Origin of the sequence: Occallatibacter gabretensis (assembly GCF_001449115.1) — a bacterium.
In the GTDB taxonomy this organism is placed as follows: domain Bacteria; phylum Acidobacteriota; class Terriglobia; order Terriglobales; family Acidobacteriaceae; genus Telmatobacter; species Telmatobacter gabretensis.
This window is the reverse complement of record NZ_LAIJ01000009.1, coordinates 1,077,763-1,098,192: the sequence shown is the minus strand read 5'-3', so window position 1 is coordinate 1,098,192 and position 20,430 is coordinate 1,077,763. Positions and strand designations below refer to the sequence as shown.

Sequence of the window (20,430 nt, the reverse complement as noted above, 5' to 3'; positions counted from 1 at the left end):
AGACCAGTTTACAATTCGTTTGCCTGGGTTCGCGTGATTGTCGCGAACCATGCGGGTGCCCCATTGTCATCATGGAATCGTGTCAGAACACGGTCCGGTTTGATACTAACGACATCCCAACCGCTGTCGGAATGGAAGGCTGCTCTCAGATCTTCCTGGCGAACAGGGTGCGGTCCAGTATTAGGACCCTCATCACTGAAGCACAGTATGTAAAGAGTTGCACCGGCCTCGGTCACCGCCGCCAGACTCGCCACATATCCCGGTCGCTCCTCGCTGTTGAAGGTGTGGAACAACCCACAGTCCAGCACCGTCTGGAATTTGCGTCCCAGGTCTTGCAGATGGAACACGTCAGCTATGGCGAATTCGACCTGAAGTCCGCGACCGCGAGCCTTCCCGCGAGCCATCGCTAGTGCGGTCTCAGAAACATCCACTCCGATCACTGGCAGCCCCAGTGAAGCAACAAGAAGAGTATTTTCGCCCGTCCCACATCCTGCGTCCAGCACCGCTCCGGCGAATCCCCCATCTGACGCGACACGCAGGAATGCCGGCTGCGGGCGGCCAATCTCCCAGGGCGCAGGACCGCCAACGTAGGAGGCATCCCACGACACACCCGTCATCTGTTCATGGCTGGTCGGCCGCCGGCCACCGAACGGATCATTCGCAAGAGTTTCTGCCAACTTCATCCCTCCGGGCACCGTACTTAATAACCGCTAGTGATGGTGATGATGGCCATGCTCGCCCGAAGCGCCGACCATCTCCTCCGGTGGCACCACGCAGCCATGCACCACTTCGCAATTGCGGTCTTCAAACTGAATCGTCGAGTGGCAAATGTCGAAGTGTTCCTTAAGAATGTGGTTGACCTGGCGCAGAATTGCCGCGCTCGCCGACGGCGGAATATCCTCAATCGTCACATGGCAGGCCAGCGCCCGTGACTGCGAGCCGATGTTCCAGCAGTGCAGATCGTGCACGTTGAGCACGCCAGAAACGGCCTCCATCTCGGTGCGAATTTCTATTAAATTGACACCACGCGGCGTGCCTTCAAGCAGAATATTCAGTGTCTCCCGCACGATGCCCACCGAAGACCACAAGATCAGCGCAGCAATGATCAGCGAAAGCACCGGATCGATCCAGTTCTGGCCGGTAAAGAGAATGCCTGCGCCGCCCACAATCACCGCCGCTGTCGAAAGCGTGTCGCCCGCCATGTGTATAAAAGCTGAACGCAGGTTGACGTCACGGGCCACTCCCCACAACAGCGCGGCGATCACGCCGTTCATCAGCACACCCGCCGCAGCCACTATCATCATCAGCCGTGGCTGCACAGCCACTGGCGCGGAGAGACGGTGGACAGCCTCAACGCCAATCCACAGCGAGATGACCACCAGAGTGCCTGCATTCAAAAATGCAGCCAGCACGCCCGCCCGCTGGTAACCAAAGGTGCGCTGATCGTCCGCGGGACGCGATTGGAAGTAAACAGCTGCAAAGCTGAGCAGGAGCGCGAGAAAATCGGAGACATTGTGCCCAGCCTCTGAGAGCAGCGCCAGCGAGTGCGCGCGTAGACCGGCAACAAAGGTCACCGCCACATAGACCAGCGTGGCAATGAGCGAGATACGGAGCACGGATTGGATCTTGCCTGTGCTCGCGGACTGACTCGGGCCCGGCGGCGCAGCATGCATGTGCATAGAAATAGTGTAAACAGTGTTCGTGATGAGTGATTAGAAATGCTTGAAGCGGACCTGCATCGAGAGCACGCAAAACCAACCACGAATTACAAAGCGCGAACCACCACCCTACTGGCCGTGGTTCACCTGCATACCTTCCTGGCCCGCGCCCTCAATCTCCGGCTCGTCATGGGGAACAATGAACGGAATATTCGACCGCAAACCCGACCAGTTTTCCGCCACCACAATGGTGTTCTGCGGGTTGCCGGGCTGGTAGCGCACACTGCAGGGATAACCGGCGCGCACCAGTTCCGCGTTCACCGTACCCTGCATCTGGCTGATGTCCTGAGAACATTCGTAGTCCACACCGCCGATCCGATAGTCATAGAGAAGCAGCGTAATGGTTCGACCGCTCTCGTCTTCCATCTGGCGCACATCCAACAGGGTGCCGTCCACAATGCGCCCGGATTGCGTAAGAAAGGTGCGCCGGGCGAGCTCGATCTCATCGGCGGTGGGCTGCTTACGGAAGAAAAGCCATGCGCCAAAGGCCGCCACGCCCGCCACAAGGGCGGCTCCGGCGGCAAATTCCCAGACTTTCTGGTCTTCAAAGTTCATCGGGGCGGGGAGTCGTCGATAGCTAACCCCGATTCAAGCATAGCTCAGATGGAATCCGGCTGTATGTGGGCAGGCGGTTAGTTGAATCTGAAACTTCCGAAATCACTCGTCTACCGGCTCAATGCGAGCGCCGCGCCCGCACATACTGCACCGGCCACGCAATCTCCTGGCGCAGGACCCCCGCCGCGTGCAGCGGCCAGTAGGGATTGCGCAGCAGCTCTCGCGCCAGCAGCACCAGATCGGCCTGTCCCGTGCGGACGATCTGATCGGCCTGCGCTGGTTCGGTAATCATGCCCACCGAAGCGGTTGGAACTCCCGCTTCGCGGCGAATAGTTTCAGAGTGATGCACCTGATAACCGGGACCCACGGGAATCTGCTGTGCCGGGTGATTGCCGCCGGTCGAAACATCCACAAGATCAACGCCCTCCTGTTTCAACAGCTTTGCAAATTCAACCGACTGCTCAAGATCCCACGAGGGTCCGAGCGATTCCGGGGCCCAGTCCGTAGCAGAGATACGCACGAAAATGGGCAACTCAGCAGGCCAATTGGCACGGACAGCTCGCACAATCTCAAGCGGAAATCGAACGCGATTCTCAAAGCTGCCGCCGTATTCATCCGTGCGGTGATTGCTGAGCGGTGAAAGAAATTCATGGAGCAGATAGCCATGCGCCGCATGTACCTCCACCACGTCAAACCCAGCTGCGGCAGCGCGATGCGTAGCCGCAGTAAAGTCCGCGACGATCTTCTCCATGCCCACGCGGTCCAGCTCTGTCGGCGTGCCATAGTGGTCTGAAAACGCAATGGCAGAGGGCGCAACAGGCTGCCAGCCGCCCTCGGACACGGGAATCAGCCGCTCCGGCGTATCCCACGGCACAGCCATGCTGGCCTTGCGGCCTGCGTGCGCAATCTGTATCCCGGCTTTGGCGCCATGCTCATGCAGAAAATCCGTGATGTGCTTCAGGCTCGCAACGTGCTCATCCTTGTAAATGCCCAGGTCGCCAAGCGTAATGCGCCCCTCGGGACTCACAGCTGAAGCCTCTGTCAACACCAACGACGCGCCTCCAACGGCTCGGCTGCCCAGGTGTACAAAGTGCCAGTCATTGGCAAACCCGTCCGTGCTCGAGTACTCGCACATGGGCGAAACCGCGATGCGGTGTGAAAGAGTCAGGCTGCGAAGGATGAGCGGAGAGAAAAGATGATCTGTAGCCATGTCACCTGTTTGGATGCGGAAGAGTGGCGGAAGAAGCAGAGAAGCACACGCGATCCGGTTTGCGTGTACTCAAAGCATGGCATGGTTATTTCGTCGGGGATGCAGAATTCGCCCCGCTTTGAGCGGCCATCAATACAGGCAGAACGATTCGCGCCATGATGGTATTTGGAGGAGTTGAGTCCGCGTTGTAACCGCCTCCGGTGAAAACCGCGACCAGATCGTACTGCGGCACCAGGTAAATCTTTTGTCCGCCGTTTCCCTGGGCAGCAACTACGTCTACGTGTTGCGAACCGCTTGGCGTTTCCACATTCAACCAGGGACGCCACCAGAAATAGCCATAGCTAACGTTGTCCACATGGCTGTGTTCTGCAAGGCTTGCGCGCACCCAAGAAGCAGCGACTACCGGATGCCCGTGCCAGCTGCCGCCGTCCGCGAAAAGAATGCCGAGCTTGAGCATGTCGCGCGGACGCAGGTGGATCTGGGAGTATTCTTTGTCGGCATTCGTTAGGTCGTAATTCCAGACCCAGTCTGTGCGTGCAATACCAAGCGGACCAAACAGATTTGCCTGTGCAAACTCCGGGAGCCGCATGTGAACGGTATTTTCCACCATCCGCCCCACAACAGAGACGCCACCGGAGCAGTAGTATCCCTTCGCTCCAGGATCGTTAATCAGTGGAAGATCGAGTGTCGCCTTGACCCAGTCGGGAGCGTTATCGATCACCATCTCACGTCCCGGAGAAGTGGAGCTATGGTCATTACAGTCCAGGCCCGGGCTCATGGAGAGGAAGTTATCGAGCGTCATTGCTGCTTTGCGTGGGTCAGGATTGGCATAGCTTGCGTAGCTCATCTGCGGCAGCACCTGCTGGCTGGCTCCAGTGAGAGAGCCTTTGTCGATGGCGATGCCTGCAAGCGCGCTCACAACCGATTTGGTTGCCGACCGGAGCTGATGCGGACGCTGCACGCTATAGCCGTAGAAGTACTCCTCCATGACCAGCTTTCCGTGCTGATAGAGCAGGACGCTGTGAACGTCTTTGTAAGTGCCGTCGAGGATGCCGCGCACAATGGCATCTGCCGTTGAGGCCCCGAGGCTAGAGTGCGCAATGTCTCCAACAGCAATTCCGTCGTGCAGATCGGCAGGCGGATGATAGCGGTAATCCGAAGGAGAATTCTGCCCGTTGGGGAGCGGCATGGCGAGCGCGGCGGATTCGGGTGTAACCGCGGCTGAGACGCGCGGATGGAACTCACCGTCCTCTTTGTAACCTGTGACCTTGCCGCTTGCATCTCGAGGGAAGGTGACCGTTTGGCCGGTGATGGTTTTGAACTGATCTACACCCGAGTCCCCACCTGAAGGCCGCAGCACATACTTGGCTTCATCCAGAACGGCGAACAGCTCGTTGCCGGCCACAATCTCAAGAGTATGTCCAGGGGAGTCGGTGTAGGTGCCAACGTAGTCCGACAGGTGGAGAGTGGGCGTTTTTTGAGCGGTAACGCTGCTCGATAGCACGAGCAGAAGAAGCGCAGAGATTACGAAGCGCATTAGTACCTCACGGGCCTCCACTATATAGCCTGCCTCTGCGTCGTAATAGTGAAAAGCCTGCGCGTGCCATCCCACGTTCGCAAACTGGACCAAGGATGAGCACCCCGGTTTGTGACGGGGCAGAAAAGACAAAATATGGATGGGCCACTGGCCCATTTCGGTTACCACAGTAGGATAGATAGATTCCCCCGCTCAAGGCGATCTAGCACTATCCCGTCTTCAATGCTGTTCAATACTGCACACCGGCTCCAGAGCACTGTACGTATGATGAACCCGGAAGTCAGGCAGCGAGTTTTATGACCCGCGATCGTGCCCGCGCGCAGTTGGGCCAACGATTCGCCTCTTGTGAAGACACTCTCTGAATCCACTCCACTCGCACGAGGAAAGTAGGATTCAATGAGCGTGCACCTGGTCAATCCCAGCGACAATTCTTTTGGTACTGCCGTCATCACTCCGCGATGGCTCTTTGTGCTTGCTGCCGCCACGCCGCAATCAGCAGGTGACCCCATCCTCGTAGATGAATCGCTGGAGCAGATTGTGCCGGAGAGCATCCAGGCCGGCGACATCGTCGGCATCAGCGTGCACACTGGCAACGCTTTACGCGGTTACGCGGTAGGCCGCATGGCGCGCAGCCGCGGCGCGTGGGTTGTCTATGGAGGGATTCATGCCACGCTGTTTCCTGAAGAAGCGCTGGAACGCGGCGAGGCGCACGCCGTTGTCAAGGGCGACGGCGATCTTGCCTGGAGCAAGGTTGTGGCCGATTGCATGGCGGGCAAGCCCGGCAAGATTTATGAAGGCGGGCGCATCGGCGGCAGCCAGTTTCTGGCGGCGCGATGGGACCTCATGGCTACAGACAAATATATGTGGGCTTCCGTCCAAACCATTCGCGGATGCCCGAAGCACTGCTCGTTCTGCAGCGTATGGCGAACCGATGGACAACAGCCTCGGCAGCGACCGTACCAGGGCGTGATCGATGAGATTGTCCAGTTGCGGCGGATTGGTTTTCGGTACATTGCGCTGGCGGACGACAATTTTTATCCGGTGAGCCTGACGGATCTGCGGCTCGCTCGCGAGCAGAACAATCTGGCCAAGCTTGGCGAGTTGACTGCGATTCGCGAAGAGCGGTTTGAGCTGATGAGGGAGTTGGCCAAGCTGCCGAAGGACATGGTCTTTTTCACGCAGATCACTATGGAAGCGGGCGAAGATATCGAGTACTTGGATGCGATGCGCAAGGCCAACATCAAGGGCGCGCTGGTGGGCGTAGAAGCAGTGACGCCGGAGGGACTCAAGGCGGTCTTCAAGGACTTCAACTTCTCCGGCGAAGCGCTGGCTAGGCGTCTGCAAACCTTCAAGCAGCATGGCGTGCACGTATTAGGCTCATTCATCTTCGGGCTTCCTACGGACAAGCCGGCGACCTTTGACGCTACGGTGGAGATGGCACTCCGGGCGGGTGTTACGTTTGCACAGTTCGTGATGATGACTCCGTTTCCCGGCACAGTGGACTTTGGTCGTTGGGAAAAGGAACAGGCGAAGGACCCTGCGATGGTAGGAGATGTTCCCATCACGCGCTACTGGCTGATTCCCACCGAGGTTCGGCCCAAGATGTTTACGCCGCATCCTACGATGAGTTCCGAGGAGATTCGCGTGCGGACGCAGAAGGTCTGGGACAGGTTCTATAACTGGGGCGCAATCTGGGAGCGGTCCGCCTGTACGCCGAATTTGCGCGCGCGGCTCGCGTTCATGTTTCTCTCCAGGCTCTACCGGATGATGTATGCGGGGACGGGTCTCTCGACCGATAGTGCCCGCCGGAAAAAATCCAAGGCATGGGCGCGGTGGACCGCCGGACAGTGCAGGAAGCTGTTCCAGGCAAAACCCATGCCGGAACTTGTTTCACCGGCATGGGAACTTCCACTTGCATCTACAATGCTCGGCAGTTGGAACACGAAGAGCGGCAGACTCCACAATGGGCCGGACTCGCTGGTCGTCATTGCCAAGGATTGACTTGACTGTGGCTTCGAGCAGATTGTCGCCAATTCGGCGCCTGTCTCAGCATTGTCTCTACCTTTGAACTCTCTGCTCTGCGGACTCGAATTGGCGCGTTCCCCGAACAATACGCGCCAAAACGCCCGCATACGGTGCTATATACTCATTTCTGCATCTTCAGTTGGGGTTCCTCCCTTGCCGGACGTGAACTTTGGGAGGTTTTTCTTAGATTGAGCACGAATTCCGCTACGCCGAACCGTCCCCGCATCCGATCCACCACCGTAATCTGCGTCCGCCGCAATGGCCAGGTCATCATGGCCGCCGACGGGCAGGTCACGCTTGGCGACCACGTGCTGAAGCACTCAGCGCGCAAGATTCGCCGCCTCTATCAGGACAAGATTCTGGCTGGATTTGCCGGTTCCACCGCAGACGCCTTCAATCTCTTCACGCGCTTTGAGTCCAAGCTTGAGCAGTTCTCCGGCCAGCTGCACCGGGCCGCCGTGGAGCTGGCCAAGGACTGGCGCACGGACAAAATGCTGCGCAATCTCGAAGCGTTACTCGTCGTTGCCGACAAGAGCCAGACCTTCATCCTCTCCGGTTCGGGAGACGTAATCGATCCGGATGAGCCCATCGCGGCAATCGGCTCCGGCGGCAGCTACGCCACAGCGGCAGCGCGCGCCCTTCTTGAGAACACTGAGCTCTCGGCACTCGAAATCGCACAAAGGGCCATGAAGATCGCTGGCGATATCTGCATCTACACAAACGACCGCATCACGATTGAGGAATTGAAGTAAGCTGACTGGCTGGTTTGAGCTTCAGCAGGAGCAACATGGCAGGGTATTCCGGTACGCCGCTCTTACGGAAACTTGGCATTCAGGCGGATCACCGTGTGCTTCTGCAAAATGCCCCTGCCAATCTTCCGGAGGAGCTGAAAGACTACGCCAGCACACGACCCCGCAAGAACCTTGATGTAGTGCTGTTCTTCGTACAGTCCGCCGCTGAGCTCAATGCCGATCTTGACCCGCTCCTGAAAGCAATCAAAGCCGATGGCATGATCTGGATTGCGTGGCCCAAGAAGACCTCCGGCATCAAGACTGATCTGACAGACATCCTGATACGTGACCGTGTGCTCCAAACACCTCTTGTAGATATCAAAGTCTGCGCGATTGACGAGACCTGGTCCGGATTAAAATTTGTAATTCGCAAGGAACTTCGCGCGGCTTTTGCTCCAACCGCGAAGAAATGACGCGAATTGAACGCTGAGGAACCGAATGGCTATTTATCTTCCCGCATCCGCTGAAGAAACCGAGCTCGCGCTAGACGAACTCACTCCGCGCGAAATCGTCGCCGAGCTCGACAAGCATGTCGTAGGCCAGAAGGCCGCCAAGCGCGCAGTCGCCATCGCGTTGCGAAATCGTCAGCGCCGGCAGAAGCTGCCGCCGGATATCGCCGACGACATCATGCCCAAGAACATCATCATGATTGGGCCAACGGGCGTGGGCAAAACCGAGATTGCGCGCCGTCTCGCGAAGCTGACCAATTCACCGTTCCTCAAGGTGGAAGCCTCGAAGTTTACAGAAGTCGGCTACGTGGGCCGCGACGTCGAATCTATCGTCCGCGATCTCGTCGAAATCGCCATCGACATGGTGCGCGAAGAACGCCTGGAAGAAGTCGAAGACAAGGCAGAGATGAACGCTGAAGAACGCCTGCTCGATCTGCTTCTGCCGCCTCCGCCCGTGCCGCCGCAGGGCCAGGAGGGCCAACTGACTCTGCCTGGAACAGACTCGCATCAGCGTTCGCGGGAAAAACTTCGCCAGCAGTTCCGCGAAGGCAAGATCGACGACCGCACCGTGGAAGTGGATGTGCGCGAGCGCAACACGCCGCAGTTCGGCATCATCTCCAGCCAGAACCTTGAGGAAATGGAGATGAACCTCAAGGACATGCTGCCGAATATCTTCGGCGGCGGCGGTTCACGCAAGCGCAAGATGAAGGTCACCGACGCCTTCGACTACCTTGTACAGGAAGAAGAGAGCCGCCTCATCGATATGGATCAGGTCACGCGCGCCGCAGTCGAGCGCGTCGAATCCAGCGGCATCGTATTCCTTGACGAAATTGATAAGATTGCCGGTCGCGAGGGCGGCCATGGCCCCGATGTCTCGCGTGAAGGCGTGCAGCGCGACATCCTGCCCATTGTGGAAGGCACTACGGTGAACACCCGCTACGGCATGGTCCGCACGGATCACATTCTCTTCATCGCAGCCGGCGCATTCCATGTGGCAAAGCCCAGCGACCTGATTCCAGAACTGCAGGGTCGCTTTCCCATCCGCGTAGAACTGCAATCGCTCACCGTGGAAGACTTCCTCCGCATCCTCACCGAGCCCAAGGCCTCACTGACCAGGCAGTACTCTGCTCTGCTTGAAACCGAGGGCGTGCGGCTTGAGTTTTCTCCCGAAGCACTGCGCGAAATGGCCCAGTTCGCCTTCAAGGTCAATGAGACAACCGAGAACATCGGTGCGCGAAGACTGAGCACCATCATGGAGCGCGTGCTCGAGGACGTCAGCTTCCTCGCTCCTGACGTGGCGCGCCGCGCACAGAATGACGAGCAGGCCCAGGCGCTCACTGCGACTATCAAGAGTGAAGCTAGCACCGATCTGCCTTATGAGGAGCGCATGACCGCGTCCGGCCCGGAGAAGGTCTTTCACATCACCGACACATATGTAAGGCAGATGGTGGCAAGTATTGTGAAGGATCAGGATCTGAGCCGCTACATTCTCTAGCGCAAAAAAAAGGGAAGGCAGTTGGAGGTCCGCCTTCCCGAGGATGTTTTCTGGCTACGTCATTGTCTGCGGCCGCTCGCGTGGCCGCCGACAACCTTATCGGCCATGCACGATGTGTATGGCGCGAACTTCAGATACATTCTTATCGAGGCGTTTCGTGATCGTCGCGTTGTACTGGATGGAACGCAGCGCGTACGCGCCATCGCCTTCGTCGAAGCGCAGCGTAATCGCTGTATCGGTCGGCTTTGCATCGCCTGACTGGAGAAGCCACTGGCCTACAAATTTGCTGTCTGACGAGATCAACTTAACGAAACTGCCGTTCAGATCACGCACTACGGAGTATGTCCCTGCCGGTAGTGTCTTGCCGTCGACGTTGAAAGTGAACGGCACGCGAACATTCGCTGCGGCCGAGGCGGTTTGCGCGGTGAAAGCGACGGGCGCCAGTACAGCCAGCGTCAGAACGAGGGAACGAAGTGTGATCCGCATAGGTTTGTCCTCCTGCTACGTTGCTCACACTAGCAACCCTGAAAAACAAAGGTGTTAAGTTCCCGTCGAGAAAACGTCAAGTTTTCGTGATGGGTATTCGGCGCGTTCTTTTCTGCGATGCAGTTTGCACTTCATCGTTCAGGCTCTCGAGCGCCGCACGAATCTCACCCGTCGTCGCTTCCCGCTCTCCGTTTTTCAGATTTTCAGCAATGCCCAGCGCGCGTGAAAGCAGCTCTCCTGCCGAGACTCTGTTCTCTCGCGCAGCATGAGCCGCGGCACGCAGAGTTTCAATCGCGCGGAGCCACTCTCCAGCGGCCTCAAAGTGCATTGTTATTTCATGCGCCACGTCAAACTCACGTCCGGCAAATATCCTGCTCAGCCGTTCTGCCACGCGCGTATGCCGGCGAGCGCGCCGCGCCGCAGGCTGCCTCTGATAAAGCACCTCGCGATACAGCCCATGTGCAAATACATAAAAAGCTGAGCGCGTTCCGTCAGGAAGCTCGTCATGCCCCGCGCGGCGAATAAAGGAAACACGGCGCGCAAGATCATCGCATGCGTCTTCCGTTGCAGCAATATCCTCTTCAAGCGCCGCTGCAACGGCCCACGCCGGAAACGCAACGCTGATCAGGCTTGCCGCTTCCAGTAGTCGTTGTTCTGCTGCAGATAACCGCGCAATCTCCACTTCCATCATCTGCGCCAGCTCTGTGGGAACGCCGGTCTCTGATTGCACCAGTGGTGCACGGAGTTCCCAGCGTGCCTCCGGTCCAGACCCGGCTCGCACAAGAAAACGCTCCGCAATCAGATGGTCAAGAATGGCCAGCGCGAAGAGCGGATTGCCTTCTGCATGCTGGTGCACAAATGCGTCAAGACTACTCGGCAGCGCACTCTCCCCGAGCTTTCGGCGCAGCAGTTCCACTGTATGTGCCTTCGTCAGTGGAGACAGCGCAAGCTCCGTGCACAGCCGCTGCATACTCAGACTCTGCCTCAAGCGCCCAACGGGATGCCTGGCTCCAGTCTCATGCGAACCAATCGTTGCCACAATCATGAGCTTCGCAGGCATACGCCTCTGCGCTAAAGCGGAGATCGCGTCGAGCGTCGCATCGTCGGCCCAGTGAATGTTCTCCAGTATCAAGACCAAAGGCTTTTCAGCAGCCAGTTCTTCAAGCGCCGCGCATAGCTCGCTTGCGGTTCCTGTATACGTGCGCCCATTATCCGTGCGCCCTGTCTCGTTGCGAGCAACGCCTTCCCGCGCAAAACCTGGCAGCCACGCCGGCGCAACCCTCGCCAGCACTCTGCACACTCGCGCCCCATCCGCTGAGGCGCACAGATGCGCCAGGGCTTCGAGCACGGGGTAATACTGCTCGCGCGCGCCAATTCCCTGCACGCACTGTCCTCGCGCCACCGCAATTTTCCCGGAAGCCGCGCACTCGCTTGCAAACGCGTCGATGAGCATGGTCTTGCCCATGCCCACGTCCCCGCTGATCAGTACCATCTGCCGCGTCTTACCAATCAGCCGCTCCACACAATTGCGCAGCGCGGTCAGTTCCTTCTCGCGGCCAACCAGCTGTTGCGAGGCAACCAGATGATCAGCGGCGGCAGCTGCACCGTTCTTCGGCGTCCCCACAGCAGCGGCAATGATGGGCCTGCCATTGCCATTCTCCGTCACTGCTGCAAGAAAGACGTATCCGCGCTTAGGCAGGGAACGGATGAATCGCGGTTGCCGGGCATCGTCGCACAGCAGCTTGCGCAGTTCCAGCACATAGGTTCGCAAAATCTGCGGTTGCACATAGGTATCCGGCCAGAGCTTATCCAACAGCTCATCGTGGCTGACCAGCCGCCCCGGATTTTCGACCAGGTAACGCAGCACCGCGAAGGCCCTGGGAGGCAGTGTGATCTGTGCGCCGTTCTGCCACAGACACTCGTTATGCTCATCCAGACCAAATGACTCAAATTGCTTCATTGAGCCGCACCCCTCCGCATATTGCGACCTACTCTCCCCAGCAACTCACTTGCCATACGCAGCACGCGCTGCATCCGGTCTTTCTCTTCTATTTTCCATCTTGGACGCTTAATAAATTAGTTGGTCGCGTAAAAGATGTGTTCGATTGCGAACAATATTGTTCTATTTCGAACACGAAGCATCTTGCGGCAAAGGTCGAGGCACTCTTCGATATAGTTTGTAGTGCAGTCTTCGGGGGTCTAAATGCAGGATTTCAACCGGCGGGATGCAGCGCGTGCCGCCATGCTCGGTGGCGCATCGTTTCTGTTAAGCCAGGGCAGTTTGCAGGCGCAATCTTCAGCCGCTCAAGGCAGTTTGCTCGATGCGCATGCCTTTGGCGCAGTGGGCGACGGCAAGACCGACAATACACTTGCGCTTCAAAAGGCGCTCGATGCAGCAGCGCCTCTGAGCGGCGGCGTCTTTTTGCCGCCCGGAACCTATCTCACGCGCGAGCTCCACGTCCGCTCCGGCACAGCGCTGATCGGCATCCCCGCGTGGAATTACTCAAATGGCGGCGGCTCAGTACTCAAGCTCACCGGTACCGACTCCAGCTGCCTGCTCAACCTGACCGAGGCCCGCGGAGCCACCCTCGACGGGCTTGCGCTCGATGGCGGCTTTCTCGGCTCAGGCATTCACGGCATCTATACCAACCGCTCCAAATGGGGTGAGCACGAGGACGGCTTCCGCATCGAGCGCTGCCAGGTCGCGCGCTTCTCCGGCGACGGAATGAGGCTCGACTGCGTCTGGTGCTTCAGCGTGCGGCACTGTGAGCTGGCATACAACCACGGCGATGGCATGAACATGCGCGGATGGGACGCCTTCATTCTCGACAACTGGTTCAGCGGCAACCAGGGCTCAGGCTTTGCCGCGCGGCGTGAGAATGCCTCGGTCACCTTCATCGGAAACCGCATTGAGTGGAACGCAAAAGAAAACTTCGTCATTGTTGGCGGCGATGGTTATCAGATCAACAACAACTTCTTTGATCGCGCCGGAACCATCGGCATAGCAATTCACAAATCAAATTGGGGACCAGCCCAGATCAATATCACAGGAAATCTCATCAAGCGCAGTGGAAAGAATGCTGACCCCAATTCGCATGACTCGGCCCAGGTGCTGATCGAGAACGCAAAGGGCGTCACCTTCACCGGCAACACTATCTGGGCCGGTCGCGACGATGGCAACAAGGGCCTGTGGTCTCCATCCTTCGGAATCATCTATCAGGGCCTTGAGAACTGCATCCTCCGCGACAACGTGCTCCATGAAGGCGCATTACGCCAGCTTTTTCTAGACCTCGGCGGCCAGCAGGAAGGCGTAGTCGTTGGCGATAATCCGGGCAAACTTCTCGTGCCGCGATAAGGTCCCGCGCTGAGAGCTTTCATTGCGCGTACGTGGCCCCTGTGCTACGTTTTTCTCGTACCTCGGAAGCCTGCGCTGCAGCCCGAACCAGCAGGCTCTACCTGCACTCTCCGGCTTCTGAGCGGGTGTGGATGGAGGCGTATCGGAAGCGCATCGGGAAAGGTGCGCCTTTTCTATCACGCCACTTCAACCACAAGGAGAATGCGCCATGAGTCAGCCAGGTAGTCAGCCAGCGAATCGCCACCACGCCATCAATTACATCGAATTCGCCGCAACGGATATCGCCGCAGCAAAGAAGTTTTACGCCTCCGTCTTCGGCTGGAGCTTCACAGACTACGGCCCGGAATACGCCAGCTTCAGCGCAAGCGCCGCAGGCCTCGATGGCGGTTTCTATAAAGCCGAACCCCGCGCCCCAACTCCAGCAACGACGCCGCTGATCGTGATCTACTCCACCGATCTCGCTGCCACCGAAGCCGCCATCCTCGCTGGCGGCGGCACAATCGTCGTTCCCACCTTCGACTTCCCCGGCGGACGCAGATTTCACTTCGCGGACGGCGTGGGAAATGTATTAGCAATCTGGTCGGAATAAGACAGAAACCAATCAGGCAAAATGGGAATCGGGGTATGAGGTAACCTTGTCGCGCGCAAGGTTTTCTCGTACCCTAAGTCTCATGGAAGTACACTTCACACCCGAGCAGGAAGCGAAGCTGGCGCAAACCGCGGCTGAGCAGGGCCGTGAGCCGGACGAATTGGTACGGCAGGTTGTGGCCCGGTACTTCGACGAAGAAAACCGCTTCGTTAACGAGGTGACACGCGGCGAAGAAGCGCTCAAGCGCGGCGAGTATCTAACCCACGAGCAGATGGGCCAGCGCCTGGAACGGTTCTTGCAGCCCTGATGCAAGTTCGCTGGTCTGTACCCGCAGCCGAGGATTTAGAACGCATCTGCGAATGGATTGAACGGGACAGTCCCGAAGCGGCTCGCCGTGTTGCCCAAACTATCTATCACGAATGCGCCCGCCTGAAAGACTTCCCCTACCTTGGAAGAGCCAGCCGCCGCATGGAAGGGCGGCGTGAACTTACCTTCACTCCTTTGCCGTACATCGCCGTCTACCAGGTCAAGCAGGATGCGGTTGAGATCTCACGCATCTTCCATGGTGCTCAAGACTGGCCGTGAAATTACTGCACTGCCGGCGGCAGCATCTTCCTTCGATTGCCCAGTTCCTCGCGCACCAGCGTCAGGCCCAGGATGCAGCGCTCGAACCAATCTGAAAGCCTCCCAAAGAGCGCGGCTTCCTTCTCATACTCGAAAAGATTGAACTGGCTCACAATGTAGTAGCTCTCCTTGCCCGCATGAACCAGATCCGGAAAGCTGGCGCGATAGCGCCTGTGCTGCCGCGAAGACTCCGGATACATGCCCGCCACAAAGAGCGCGTAATCGCCAATATGTTTGCGGACACGCCGCTCGGTATCGAAGCTGGACGCGGAACCATGCACCGGATCGGCCGCAGCCATCATCTGCTCCAGCTCAGCCACAGGCCGGCCAAACGTATCACGCAGCTCATACAGCTTGTCGGAGCGCGAAAAGTCGCACAACAGCCGCGCCACATAGTCCGTTACTTCTGGATCATGCAGGCCAAGCCGTCCCTCATAGCTGTTGCGGACCGCCTGTTGAAAGAACGCTGTGAGGGGATGAGAGTTTTGCCGAGAGTCCGACTGCGACGCTGGATTCGGTTCAGACCGCATGACGACGCCTCCTATCGGAAAGGTGCGAAGGCGCCGGTTTGAAACCTACCGGGAGCAGCCGGGGCTTCCAGCCACTTTCCTGCGTGGCGTCAAATTCACACCACGTTTACCGAGATTTGACACGGATCATATCGGAAAAGTTGTCAGGGTCAAGAGAAGATCCGGAAGTTTCCCGACAATAGGAACCGTATTGATAAGTGCTTTGCGCACAGATTCCGTTTCCGAACCAACAAAAAGGGCAGCCGCAAAGGCTGCCCTTCGATCATGCGATTTTGCGCAATCTTACACAGAAGCCGGTTCCCGCTGCTCCAGCTTGGCAAGTCGATCCGCCAGTAGCTTCTCCAGGTTCACCAGCGCCGCCGAGAAGCCTTCGATGCCTTCCTTCAGCTTGTCGTGGGCCATGCGGTCCTCGGCATGCATCTTCTCGAAGGTCTCCTTGTCGATGTGAATCTTCTCGATGTCGAGCTTCTTCGCCGCTTCCGGATCGAGCTTGCGCGGCAGGTCGGCTTCGGTCTTTTCCAACTCTTCCAGCAGCTTCGGCGAGATGGTAAGCAGGTCGCTGCCCGCCAGCTCCGTAATTTCGCCAATGTTGCGGAAGCTCGCGCCCATCACCTGCGTCTTGTAGCCGAACTTCTTGTAGTAGTTGTAAATCTTCGTCACGGACTGCACGCCCGGGTCGTCGGCGCCCTGATAATCCTTGCCGGTGTCCTTCTTGTACCAGTCCAGAATGCGGCCCACGAACGGCGAAACCAGCGTCACACCCGCATCAGCGCAGGCCACAGCCTGGTGAATGCCGAAGAGCAGCGTCAGGTTGCAGTGGATGCCTTCCTTCTCCAACACCTCAGCAGCGCGAATGCCCTCCCACGTCGATGCAATCTTGATCAGCACGTGATCGCGGCCAATGCCCGCCTCATCGTATTGCTTGATGATCGCGTGCGCCTGCTCAATCGTCTTATCGGTGTCATACGAGAGCCGTGCGTCCACTTCCGTTGACACGCGGCCTGGAACGATCTTCAGAATCCGCTTGCCGAAAGATACAGCAAGCCGCTGAAAGGCCAGGTTGGCAACATCGGTATCCGTAGCCGACTCGCCCTTCTCGTCGCGAGCCTGCTTCAGCACCTCGTCCACAATGGGCTGATACTGCGGCATCTGCGCGGCAGCGGTAATCAGCGAGGGGTTCGTTGTCGCATCCGTGGGCTTGAACTGCTCCATCGCTTCGATATCGCCGGTATCAGCAACCACCACGGTGTACTTCCGCAACTGTTCCAATAGATTCTGTGGCATGAATTCCTCCAAGGGAGCTTCCGGCGCGGCAAAAAGGGTTAAATTCGGAAAAACGCCGCGCCCGGCGCGTTCCATTTCAGTGTACGCCGGATTGGATGCCGGAAGTAAAGACCAGGTTACATACCATTCGCAAGAGCCCCAAACTAATTGCCGGAGGTGGCTTTCTGCCGATCCGGCACGGCCACCACGACATTGGTCATATCGTTGCTCACGTGAATCGGAACCTCAGCCGTCCCATAGCTTCGCAATGCGTGGCTTTCAGTACGCGTAGGAGGAACGCTACCCGGAGAATTTGGAGTCTCCTTGTATTCGGCATCAGAAGCTCGATCCACATGCAGCAGATAATCGCCCTCCGGAACAAAAGTGAAATCAAATTCCGCGTCTCTGGTAATCGTTGTTTCACTCACCTTCGATTTGTCGTCTGGATAGAGCAGTGACACCTGGCCCCCATTTAAGACATGCCCATCGCTCGCCGCGGTAACGATGCCTCGCACCGAATGCAGCTGACTGATCGGAATCTGAATGTCCTCGTCCGTCCGCTCCTCGCCTTGCTTCAGATCAAGCGGCTTGGCATCCTTTGTCCGCAATTTGTTGCCGGAATAGACGGGGATGGAATAGACGTCTTGACTGGATATACCAGAACCTCCATGACCATCTGTCATCAGCCATGAGCTTGTCAGGTGTAAATCCACCTTGAGGATGTACTGCTGCTCCGAAAGTCCGGTAATGCGGTAATTGCCGCGATCATCGGTTGCTGCAGCCGTTGTCCACTGCTGATTAGACGCAGAAGGAACTTCAACCCATGCATCTTTTCGACGTACAAGCAGGCTCACACGCAAGCCGCTTGCTGGGCTGCCATCGTCATACAGGATGGTTCCGCTTACGGCTGCGCCCCGCTCCAATGTCACGTTTACTGATGCAGGCACATTGGCCTGTACCGTGACGTGTGGAACCAGCGCGGCCAGTTTCGCTTTCGTTGCATCATCCACAACAGGATCATTTCGTGCCTGTAGCAGCCTGCTCAGCGGAGAGATATAGCCCGGCGTCGAAGCGGTGACGTAGTATGTGCCGGGCACAACGTTCCGGAGCAAGAAGCTTCCATCGAGCAGCGTCTGCACGTTCTGTGTGTAGCTGGCTACCTGCCCGGATTTTTGGGATTGCAGAGCATCCACGGACTCCGTCGACTGCAACGCAACAGTTACCATCCGTGCCGGTGCATTGGTGTCCGCGTAGAATACGTGTCCCGTAACCGTGCCGCCGCCAGCCGCTCGCTGGCCGAAGGCTGGAGCAGAACAAAGCGCAAGCACTATGAGGCATGTAAGGCCAGCTCTCATCACCGCCTCCGAAATCGAACACAAGTATAAGTCAGCATCCGGCTCCTAGCTTTCTGCTCGACAATGGGAGAGCGGGCGGGAGTGCTGTCCCACCCATCGAGCAGAGTGCGCTCGATGGATGGGGCACCCACACCCGGCACCGTCAAGTACAAAGGCCCACCTCGTCGGTGGGCCTTTGTTTTTAGCTGACAGCTAAAAGCCGCCTTTACTTGCCAATCGCTTTCGCCAGCGTCTCGCCCATCTCCGCCGGCGAAACCACAACATGAATCCCGGCCTCGCGCATCGCTTCCATCTTGCTGGCTGCGGTGCCTTCGCCGCCGGAGATAATCGCACCGGCATGGCCCATGCGGCGGCCCGGAGGAGCAGTCTGCCCGGCGATGAAGCCCACCACAGGCTTCTTCACGTTGGCCTTGACCCATGCGGCGGCATCGATCTCAGCCGATCCGCCAATCTCGCCAATCATGATGATCGCTTCCGTATCCGGATCGTCATTCAGCAGCTTGAGCGCATCGATATGCGTGGTGCCGATAATCGGATCGCCGCCAATGCCAATGGCCGTCGACTGCCCGATACCCCGCTGCGTAAGCTGGTGCACAGCCTCATAGGTCAGTGTGCCTGACTTCGACACGATTCCCACCGATCCCTGCTTGTGAATGCGTCCCGGCATGATGCCGATCTTCGCCATGCCCGGTGAAATTACGCCGGGGCAGTTGGGCCCGATCAGCCGCGACTTGGAGTGCTTGATCTTGGCCCACACCTTCACCATGTCCAGCGTCGGAATGCCTTCCGTGATGCACACGATCAGCGGAATGCCTGCGTCCTCGGCTTCGAGAATCGCGTCTGCCGCAAATGGCGGCGGCACAAAAATCATCGTCGCATTCGCGCCCGTATCCTTCACCGCGTCTGCCACGGTATTAAAGACTGGCCAGCCCTCATGCGTCGATCCGCCCTTACCCGGCGTCACACCACCCACAACCTTGGTGCCGTACTCGGCGCAGCCCTTGGCGTGGAAAGTGCCTTCCTTGCCGGTAATACCTTGAACAATGAGACGAGTATCGTTGTTAACTAAGACTGCCATTAGGCTGCCACTCCCTTCGCCGCAGCAACCACAAGATCCGCAGCATCCTTCATCGTTGCGCCCACCTGGAAGTTCAGACCGGATTCCTGAAGAATCTTCCGTCCCTCTTCCACGTTCGTTCCTTCAAGCCGCAGCACAATCGGCACCTTCACGTTCAGGTTCTTCGCCGCTGCCACTACGCCCGTAGCCAACCGGTCTACGCGCAGAATGCCGCCGAAGATGTTGATGAAGATCGCCTTCACATTCGCGTCGGAAAGCAGGATCTCAAATGCGTGCTCAATCTGTTCCTGCGTGGCACCGCCGCCTACATCGAGGAAGTTCGCCGGGCTACCACCCGCGTACTGAATAATGTCCATCGTCGCCATGGCCAGGCCCGCGCCGTTCACCATGCAGGCAATTGAGCCATCGAGCTTGATGTAATTCAGTGCGTACTTGCTCGCTTCCACTTCCAGCGGATCTTCTTCGGCCACATCGCGCAGCGCCTTGATCTCCGGATGACGGAAGAGCGCGTTGTCGTCGAAGTTCATCTTCGCGTCCAGCGCAAAGAGCTTATCGTCTTTCGTCGTGATGAAGGGGTTAATCTCCAGCAGCGACGAATCCGTCTCGATAAACGCCTTGTAGAGCGACTGAAAGAAGCCCACGGCCTGGTTGATCTGCGTCGGTTTCAGCCCCAGCGCAAAGGCCAGCTTTCTCGCCTGCCACGCGCCAAAGCCCACCGCCGGATCAATCGCTTCCTTATAAATCGCGGTCGGATCCTTCGCGGCCACTTCTTCAATTTCCATGCCGCCGGCCTGCGACGCCATAAAGGTCAGCTTGCCCGCCGCGCGATCCAGCACAATGCCGAGATAGAGCTCGCGGTCAATCGCCGCCGTCTCTTCAACCAGCAGCCGCTGCACCTTCTGCCCCTGCGGACCCGTCTGGTGCGTGATCAGCTGCATGCCGAGAATGTTCTTCACATGCTCATCGGCATCTTCGCGGGTCCTGGCTACCTTCACGCCGCCGCCCTTACCGCGGCCTCCGGCATGAATCTGCGCCTTCACCACCACGCCGCTTGCGCCTTCGGCAAACAGCTTCCGCGCCACCGCAGAAGCCTCTTCCGGCGTATTCGCCACTTCGCCCCTGGGTACGGGCACGCCATATTTCGCGAGAATTTCCTTCGCCTGATATTCGTGAATCTTCATGTCTTTGGGAACCGCCACTGCCGCTGAGATTAGAGTGTGAGCGGCAAGGTCATACTATCGTCCGCTACCAAGCAGCGGCAATCCGCGCGGGCGTGATGAAGCGCACACAGGCGCTCCAGTTACCATAATGAGAGATATGAGCCTTGTGAAAGAACTGTTAAAGCCGCTGGCCGAGGACGGCGAATCCCT

Annotated in this window: 20 protein-coding genes; 8 read left to right on the top strand and 12 right to left on the bottom strand. The window is 58.1% G+C overall.

From position 1 onward, the window contains the following. Positions 1-8 precede the first annotated feature (8 nt). The 5 genes from VO84_RS10835 to VO84_RS10815 form a co-directional block, all read right to left on the bottom strand. Positions 9-677, bottom strand: a complete 669-nt coding sequence (locus VO84_RS10835) for a class I SAM-dependent methyltransferase (RefSeq protein ID WP_197413982.1) — start codon at positions 675-677, stop codon at positions 9-11. A gap of 33 nt (positions 678-710) precedes the next feature. Continuing rightward, the gene (locus VO84_RS10830) at positions 711-1,679 is read right to left on the bottom strand and encodes a cation diffusion facilitator family transporter (RefSeq protein WP_058187626.1); all 969 of its coding nucleotides are present in this window, start codon (positions 1,677-1,679) and stop codon (positions 711-713) included. Positions 1,680-1,787: 108 nt separating this feature from the next. Further along, positions 1,788-2,273 (bottom strand): DUF3592 domain-containing protein, encoded by a 486-nt coding sequence (locus VO84_RS10825; RefSeq protein ID WP_157439826.1) that lies wholly within the window; start codon positions 2,271-2,273, stop codon positions 1,788-1,790. A 118-nt stretch (positions 2,274-2,391) separates the two neighbouring features. After that, positions 2,392-3,483, bottom strand: a complete 1,092-nt coding sequence (locus VO84_RS10820) for an NADH:flavin oxidoreductase/NADH oxidase (protein ID WP_058187625.1) — start codon at positions 3,481-3,483, stop codon at positions 2,392-2,394. Positions 3,484-3,568: 85 nt separating this feature from the next. Next, the gene (locus VO84_RS10815) at positions 3,569-5,020 is read right to left on the bottom strand and encodes a serine hydrolase (RefSeq protein ID WP_058187624.1); all 1,452 of its coding nucleotides are present in this window, start codon (positions 5,018-5,020) and stop codon (positions 3,569-3,571) included. 396 nt (positions 5,021-5,416) lie between these two features. On the opposite strand from VO84_RS10815, the gene VO84_RS10810 reads away from it, so the two are divergent. The 4 genes from VO84_RS10810 to hslU all read left to right on the top strand — a co-directional run bounded on the left by VO84_RS10810 (position 5,417) and on the right by hslU (position 9,780). Continuing rightward, a complete protein-coding gene (locus VO84_RS10810) occupies positions 5,417-7,021 on the top strand; it encodes a B12-binding domain-containing radical SAM protein (protein ID WP_082661897.1) in 1,605 nt (534 codons plus the stop codon). 212 nt (positions 7,022-7,233) lie between these two features. Then, positions 7,234-7,797 carry an ATP-dependent protease subunit HslV gene (hslV, locus tag VO84_RS10805; protein WP_082661896.1) on the top strand — a complete coding sequence of 188 codons (564 nt, stop codon included), beginning with the start codon at positions 7,234-7,236 and terminating at the stop codon, positions 7,795-7,797. Between the two features lie 35 nt (positions 7,798-7,832). After that, on the top strand, positions 7,833-8,249 hold the full coding sequence (locus tag VO84_RS10800; RefSeq protein ID WP_058187623.1) for a DUF3052 family protein: 417 nt from the start codon (positions 7,833-7,835) through the stop codon (positions 8,247-8,249). A 25-nt stretch (positions 8,250-8,274) separates the two neighbouring features. Continuing rightward, positions 8,275-9,780 (top strand): ATP-dependent protease ATPase subunit HslU, encoded by a 1,506-nt coding sequence (hslU, locus tag VO84_RS10795; protein ID WP_058187622.1) that lies wholly within the window; start codon positions 8,275-8,277, stop codon positions 9,778-9,780. Positions 9,781-9,876: 96 nt separating this feature from the next. Here the strand turns inward: hslU and VO84_RS10790 are convergent, their stop codons facing one another. Both VO84_RS10790 and VO84_RS10785 read right to left on the bottom strand, forming a co-directional pair. Next, positions 9,877-10,266 (bottom strand): hypothetical protein, encoded by a 390-nt coding sequence (locus tag VO84_RS10790; protein ID WP_058187621.1) that lies wholly within the window; start codon positions 10,264-10,266, stop codon positions 9,877-9,879. A 76-nt stretch (positions 10,267-10,342) separates the two neighbouring features. After that, positions 10,343-12,226 carry an AAA family ATPase gene (locus tag VO84_RS10785; RefSeq protein WP_058187620.1) on the bottom strand — a complete coding sequence of 628 codons (1,884 nt, stop codon included), beginning with the start codon at positions 12,224-12,226 and terminating at the stop codon, positions 10,343-10,345. 243 nt (positions 12,227-12,469) lie between these two features. On the opposite strand from VO84_RS10785, the gene VO84_RS10780 reads away from it, so the two are divergent. The 4 genes from VO84_RS10780 to VO84_RS10765 all read left to right on the top strand — a co-directional run bounded on the left by VO84_RS10780 (position 12,470) and on the right by VO84_RS10765 (position 14,795). Next, complete coding sequence (locus tag VO84_RS10780; RefSeq protein ID WP_058187619.1) at positions 12,470-13,621, top strand: right-handed parallel beta-helix repeat-containing protein; 1,152 nt, start codon at positions 12,470-12,472, stop codon at positions 13,619-13,621. A 208-nt stretch (positions 13,622-13,829) separates the two neighbouring features. After that, the gene (locus tag VO84_RS10775; protein WP_058187618.1) at positions 13,830-14,210 is read left to right on the top strand and encodes a VOC family protein; all 381 of its coding nucleotides are present in this window, start codon (positions 13,830-13,832) and stop codon (positions 14,208-14,210) included. An 82-nt stretch (positions 14,211-14,292) separates the two neighbouring features. Then, positions 14,293-14,517, top strand: coding sequence for a hypothetical protein (locus VO84_RS10770; protein WP_058187617.1), 225 nt, complete (start codon positions 14,293-14,295; stop codon positions 14,515-14,517). Next, positions 14,517-14,795: a type II toxin-antitoxin system RelE/ParE family toxin gene (locus tag VO84_RS10765; RefSeq protein WP_058187616.1), complete on the top strand. Its 279-nt coding sequence runs from the start codon at positions 14,517-14,519 to the stop codon at positions 14,793-14,795. Before VO84_RS10770 ends, VO84_RS10765 begins: the two co-directional genes overlap by 1 nt. Positions 14,796-14,797: 2 nt before the next feature. Here VO84_RS10765 and VO84_RS10760 read toward each other — a convergent pair whose 3' ends face one another. From VO84_RS10760 to sucC, 5 genes are all read right to left on the bottom strand, one after another. Continuing rightward, positions 14,798-15,364: a hypothetical protein gene (locus tag VO84_RS10760; protein WP_058187615.1), complete on the bottom strand. Its 567-nt coding sequence runs from the start codon at positions 15,362-15,364 to the stop codon at positions 14,798-14,800. 282 nt (positions 15,365-15,646) lie between these two features. Then, positions 15,647-16,648, bottom strand: coding sequence for a transaldolase (locus VO84_RS10755; protein WP_058188718.1), 1,002 nt, complete (start codon positions 16,646-16,648; stop codon positions 15,647-15,649). Positions 16,649-16,791: 143 nt separating this feature from the next. Beyond that, positions 16,792-17,982: a peptidase associated/transthyretin-like domain-containing protein gene (locus VO84_RS10750; RefSeq protein ID WP_058187614.1), complete on the bottom strand. Its 1,191-nt coding sequence runs from the start codon at positions 17,980-17,982 to the stop codon at positions 16,792-16,794. Positions 17,983-18,187: 205 nt separating this feature from the next. Then, a complete protein-coding gene (gene sucD, locus VO84_RS10745; RefSeq protein ID WP_058187613.1) occupies positions 18,188-19,060 on the bottom strand; it encodes a succinate--CoA ligase subunit alpha in 873 nt (290 codons plus the stop codon). After that, on the bottom strand, positions 19,060-20,241 hold the full coding sequence (sucC, locus tag VO84_RS10740; RefSeq protein ID WP_058187612.1) for an ADP-forming succinate--CoA ligase subunit beta: 1,182 nt from the start codon (positions 20,239-20,241) through the stop codon (positions 19,060-19,062). Before sucC ends, sucD begins: the two co-directional genes overlap by 1 nt. Between the last annotated feature and the right edge of the window lie 189 nt (positions 20,242-20,430).

Excerpts from the sequence above, each read along its gene's own strand:
- VO84_RS10830 (WP_058187626.1), bottom strand. The coding sequence starts at position 1,679 with ATGCACATGCATGCTGCGCCGCCGGGCCCGAGTCAGTCCGCGAGCACA.
- VO84_RS10825 (WP_157439826.1), bottom strand. The coding sequence starts at position 2,273 with ATGAACTTTGAAGACCAGAAAGTCTGGGAATTTGCCGCCGGAGCCGCC.
- VO84_RS10820 (WP_058187625.1), bottom strand. The coding sequence starts at position 3,483 with ATGGCTACAGATCATCTTTTCTCTCCGCTCATCCTTCGCAGCCTGACT.
- VO84_RS10815 (WP_058187624.1), bottom strand. The coding sequence starts at position 5,020 with ATGCGCTTCGTAATCTCTGCGCTTCTTCTGCTCGTGCTATCGAGCAGC.
- VO84_RS10810 (WP_082661897.1), top strand. The coding sequence starts at position 5,417 with ATGAGCGTGCACCTGGTCAATCCCAGCGACAATTCTTTTGGTACTGCC.
- VO84_RS10800 (WP_058187623.1), top strand. The coding sequence starts at position 7,833 with ATGGCAGGGTATTCCGGTACGCCGCTCTTACGGAAACTTGGCATTCAG.
- hslU (WP_058187622.1), top strand. The coding sequence starts at position 8,275 with ATGGCTATTTATCTTCCCGCATCCGCTGAAGAAACCGAGCTCGCGCTA.
- VO84_RS10790 (WP_058187621.1), bottom strand. The coding sequence starts at position 10,266 with ATGCGGATCACACTTCGTTCCCTCGTTCTGACGCTGGCTGTACTGGCG.
- VO84_RS10785 (WP_058187620.1), bottom strand. The coding sequence starts at position 12,226 with ATGAAGCAATTTGAGTCATTTGGTCTGGATGAGCATAACGAGTGTCTG.
- VO84_RS10780 (WP_058187619.1), top strand. The coding sequence starts at position 12,470 with ATGCAGGATTTCAACCGGCGGGATGCAGCGCGTGCCGCCATGCTCGGT.
- VO84_RS10775 (WP_058187618.1), top strand. The coding sequence starts at position 13,830 with ATGAGTCAGCCAGGTAGTCAGCCAGCGAATCGCCACCACGCCATCAAT.
- VO84_RS10770 (WP_058187617.1), top strand. The coding sequence starts at position 14,293 with ATGGAAGTACACTTCACACCCGAGCAGGAAGCGAAGCTGGCGCAAACC.
- VO84_RS10765 (WP_058187616.1), top strand. The coding sequence starts at position 14,517 with ATGCAAGTTCGCTGGTCTGTACCCGCAGCCGAGGATTTAGAACGCATC.
- VO84_RS10760 (WP_058187615.1), bottom strand. The coding sequence starts at position 15,364 with ATGCGGTCTGAACCGAATCCAGCGTCGCAGTCGGACTCTCGGCAAAAC.
- VO84_RS10755 (WP_058188718.1), bottom strand. The coding sequence starts at position 16,648 with ATGCCACAGAATCTATTGGAACAGTTGCGGAAGTACACCGTGGTGGTT.
- VO84_RS10750 (WP_058187614.1), bottom strand. The coding sequence starts at position 17,982 with ATGAGAGCTGGCCTTACATGCCTCATAGTGCTTGCGCTTTGTTCTGCT.
- sucD (WP_058187613.1), bottom strand. The coding sequence starts at position 19,060 with ATGGCAGTCTTAGTTAACAACGATACTCGTCTCATTGTTCAAGGTATT.
- sucC (WP_058187612.1), bottom strand. The coding sequence starts at position 20,241 with ATGAAGATTCACGAATATCAGGCGAAGGAAATTCTCGCGAAATATGGC.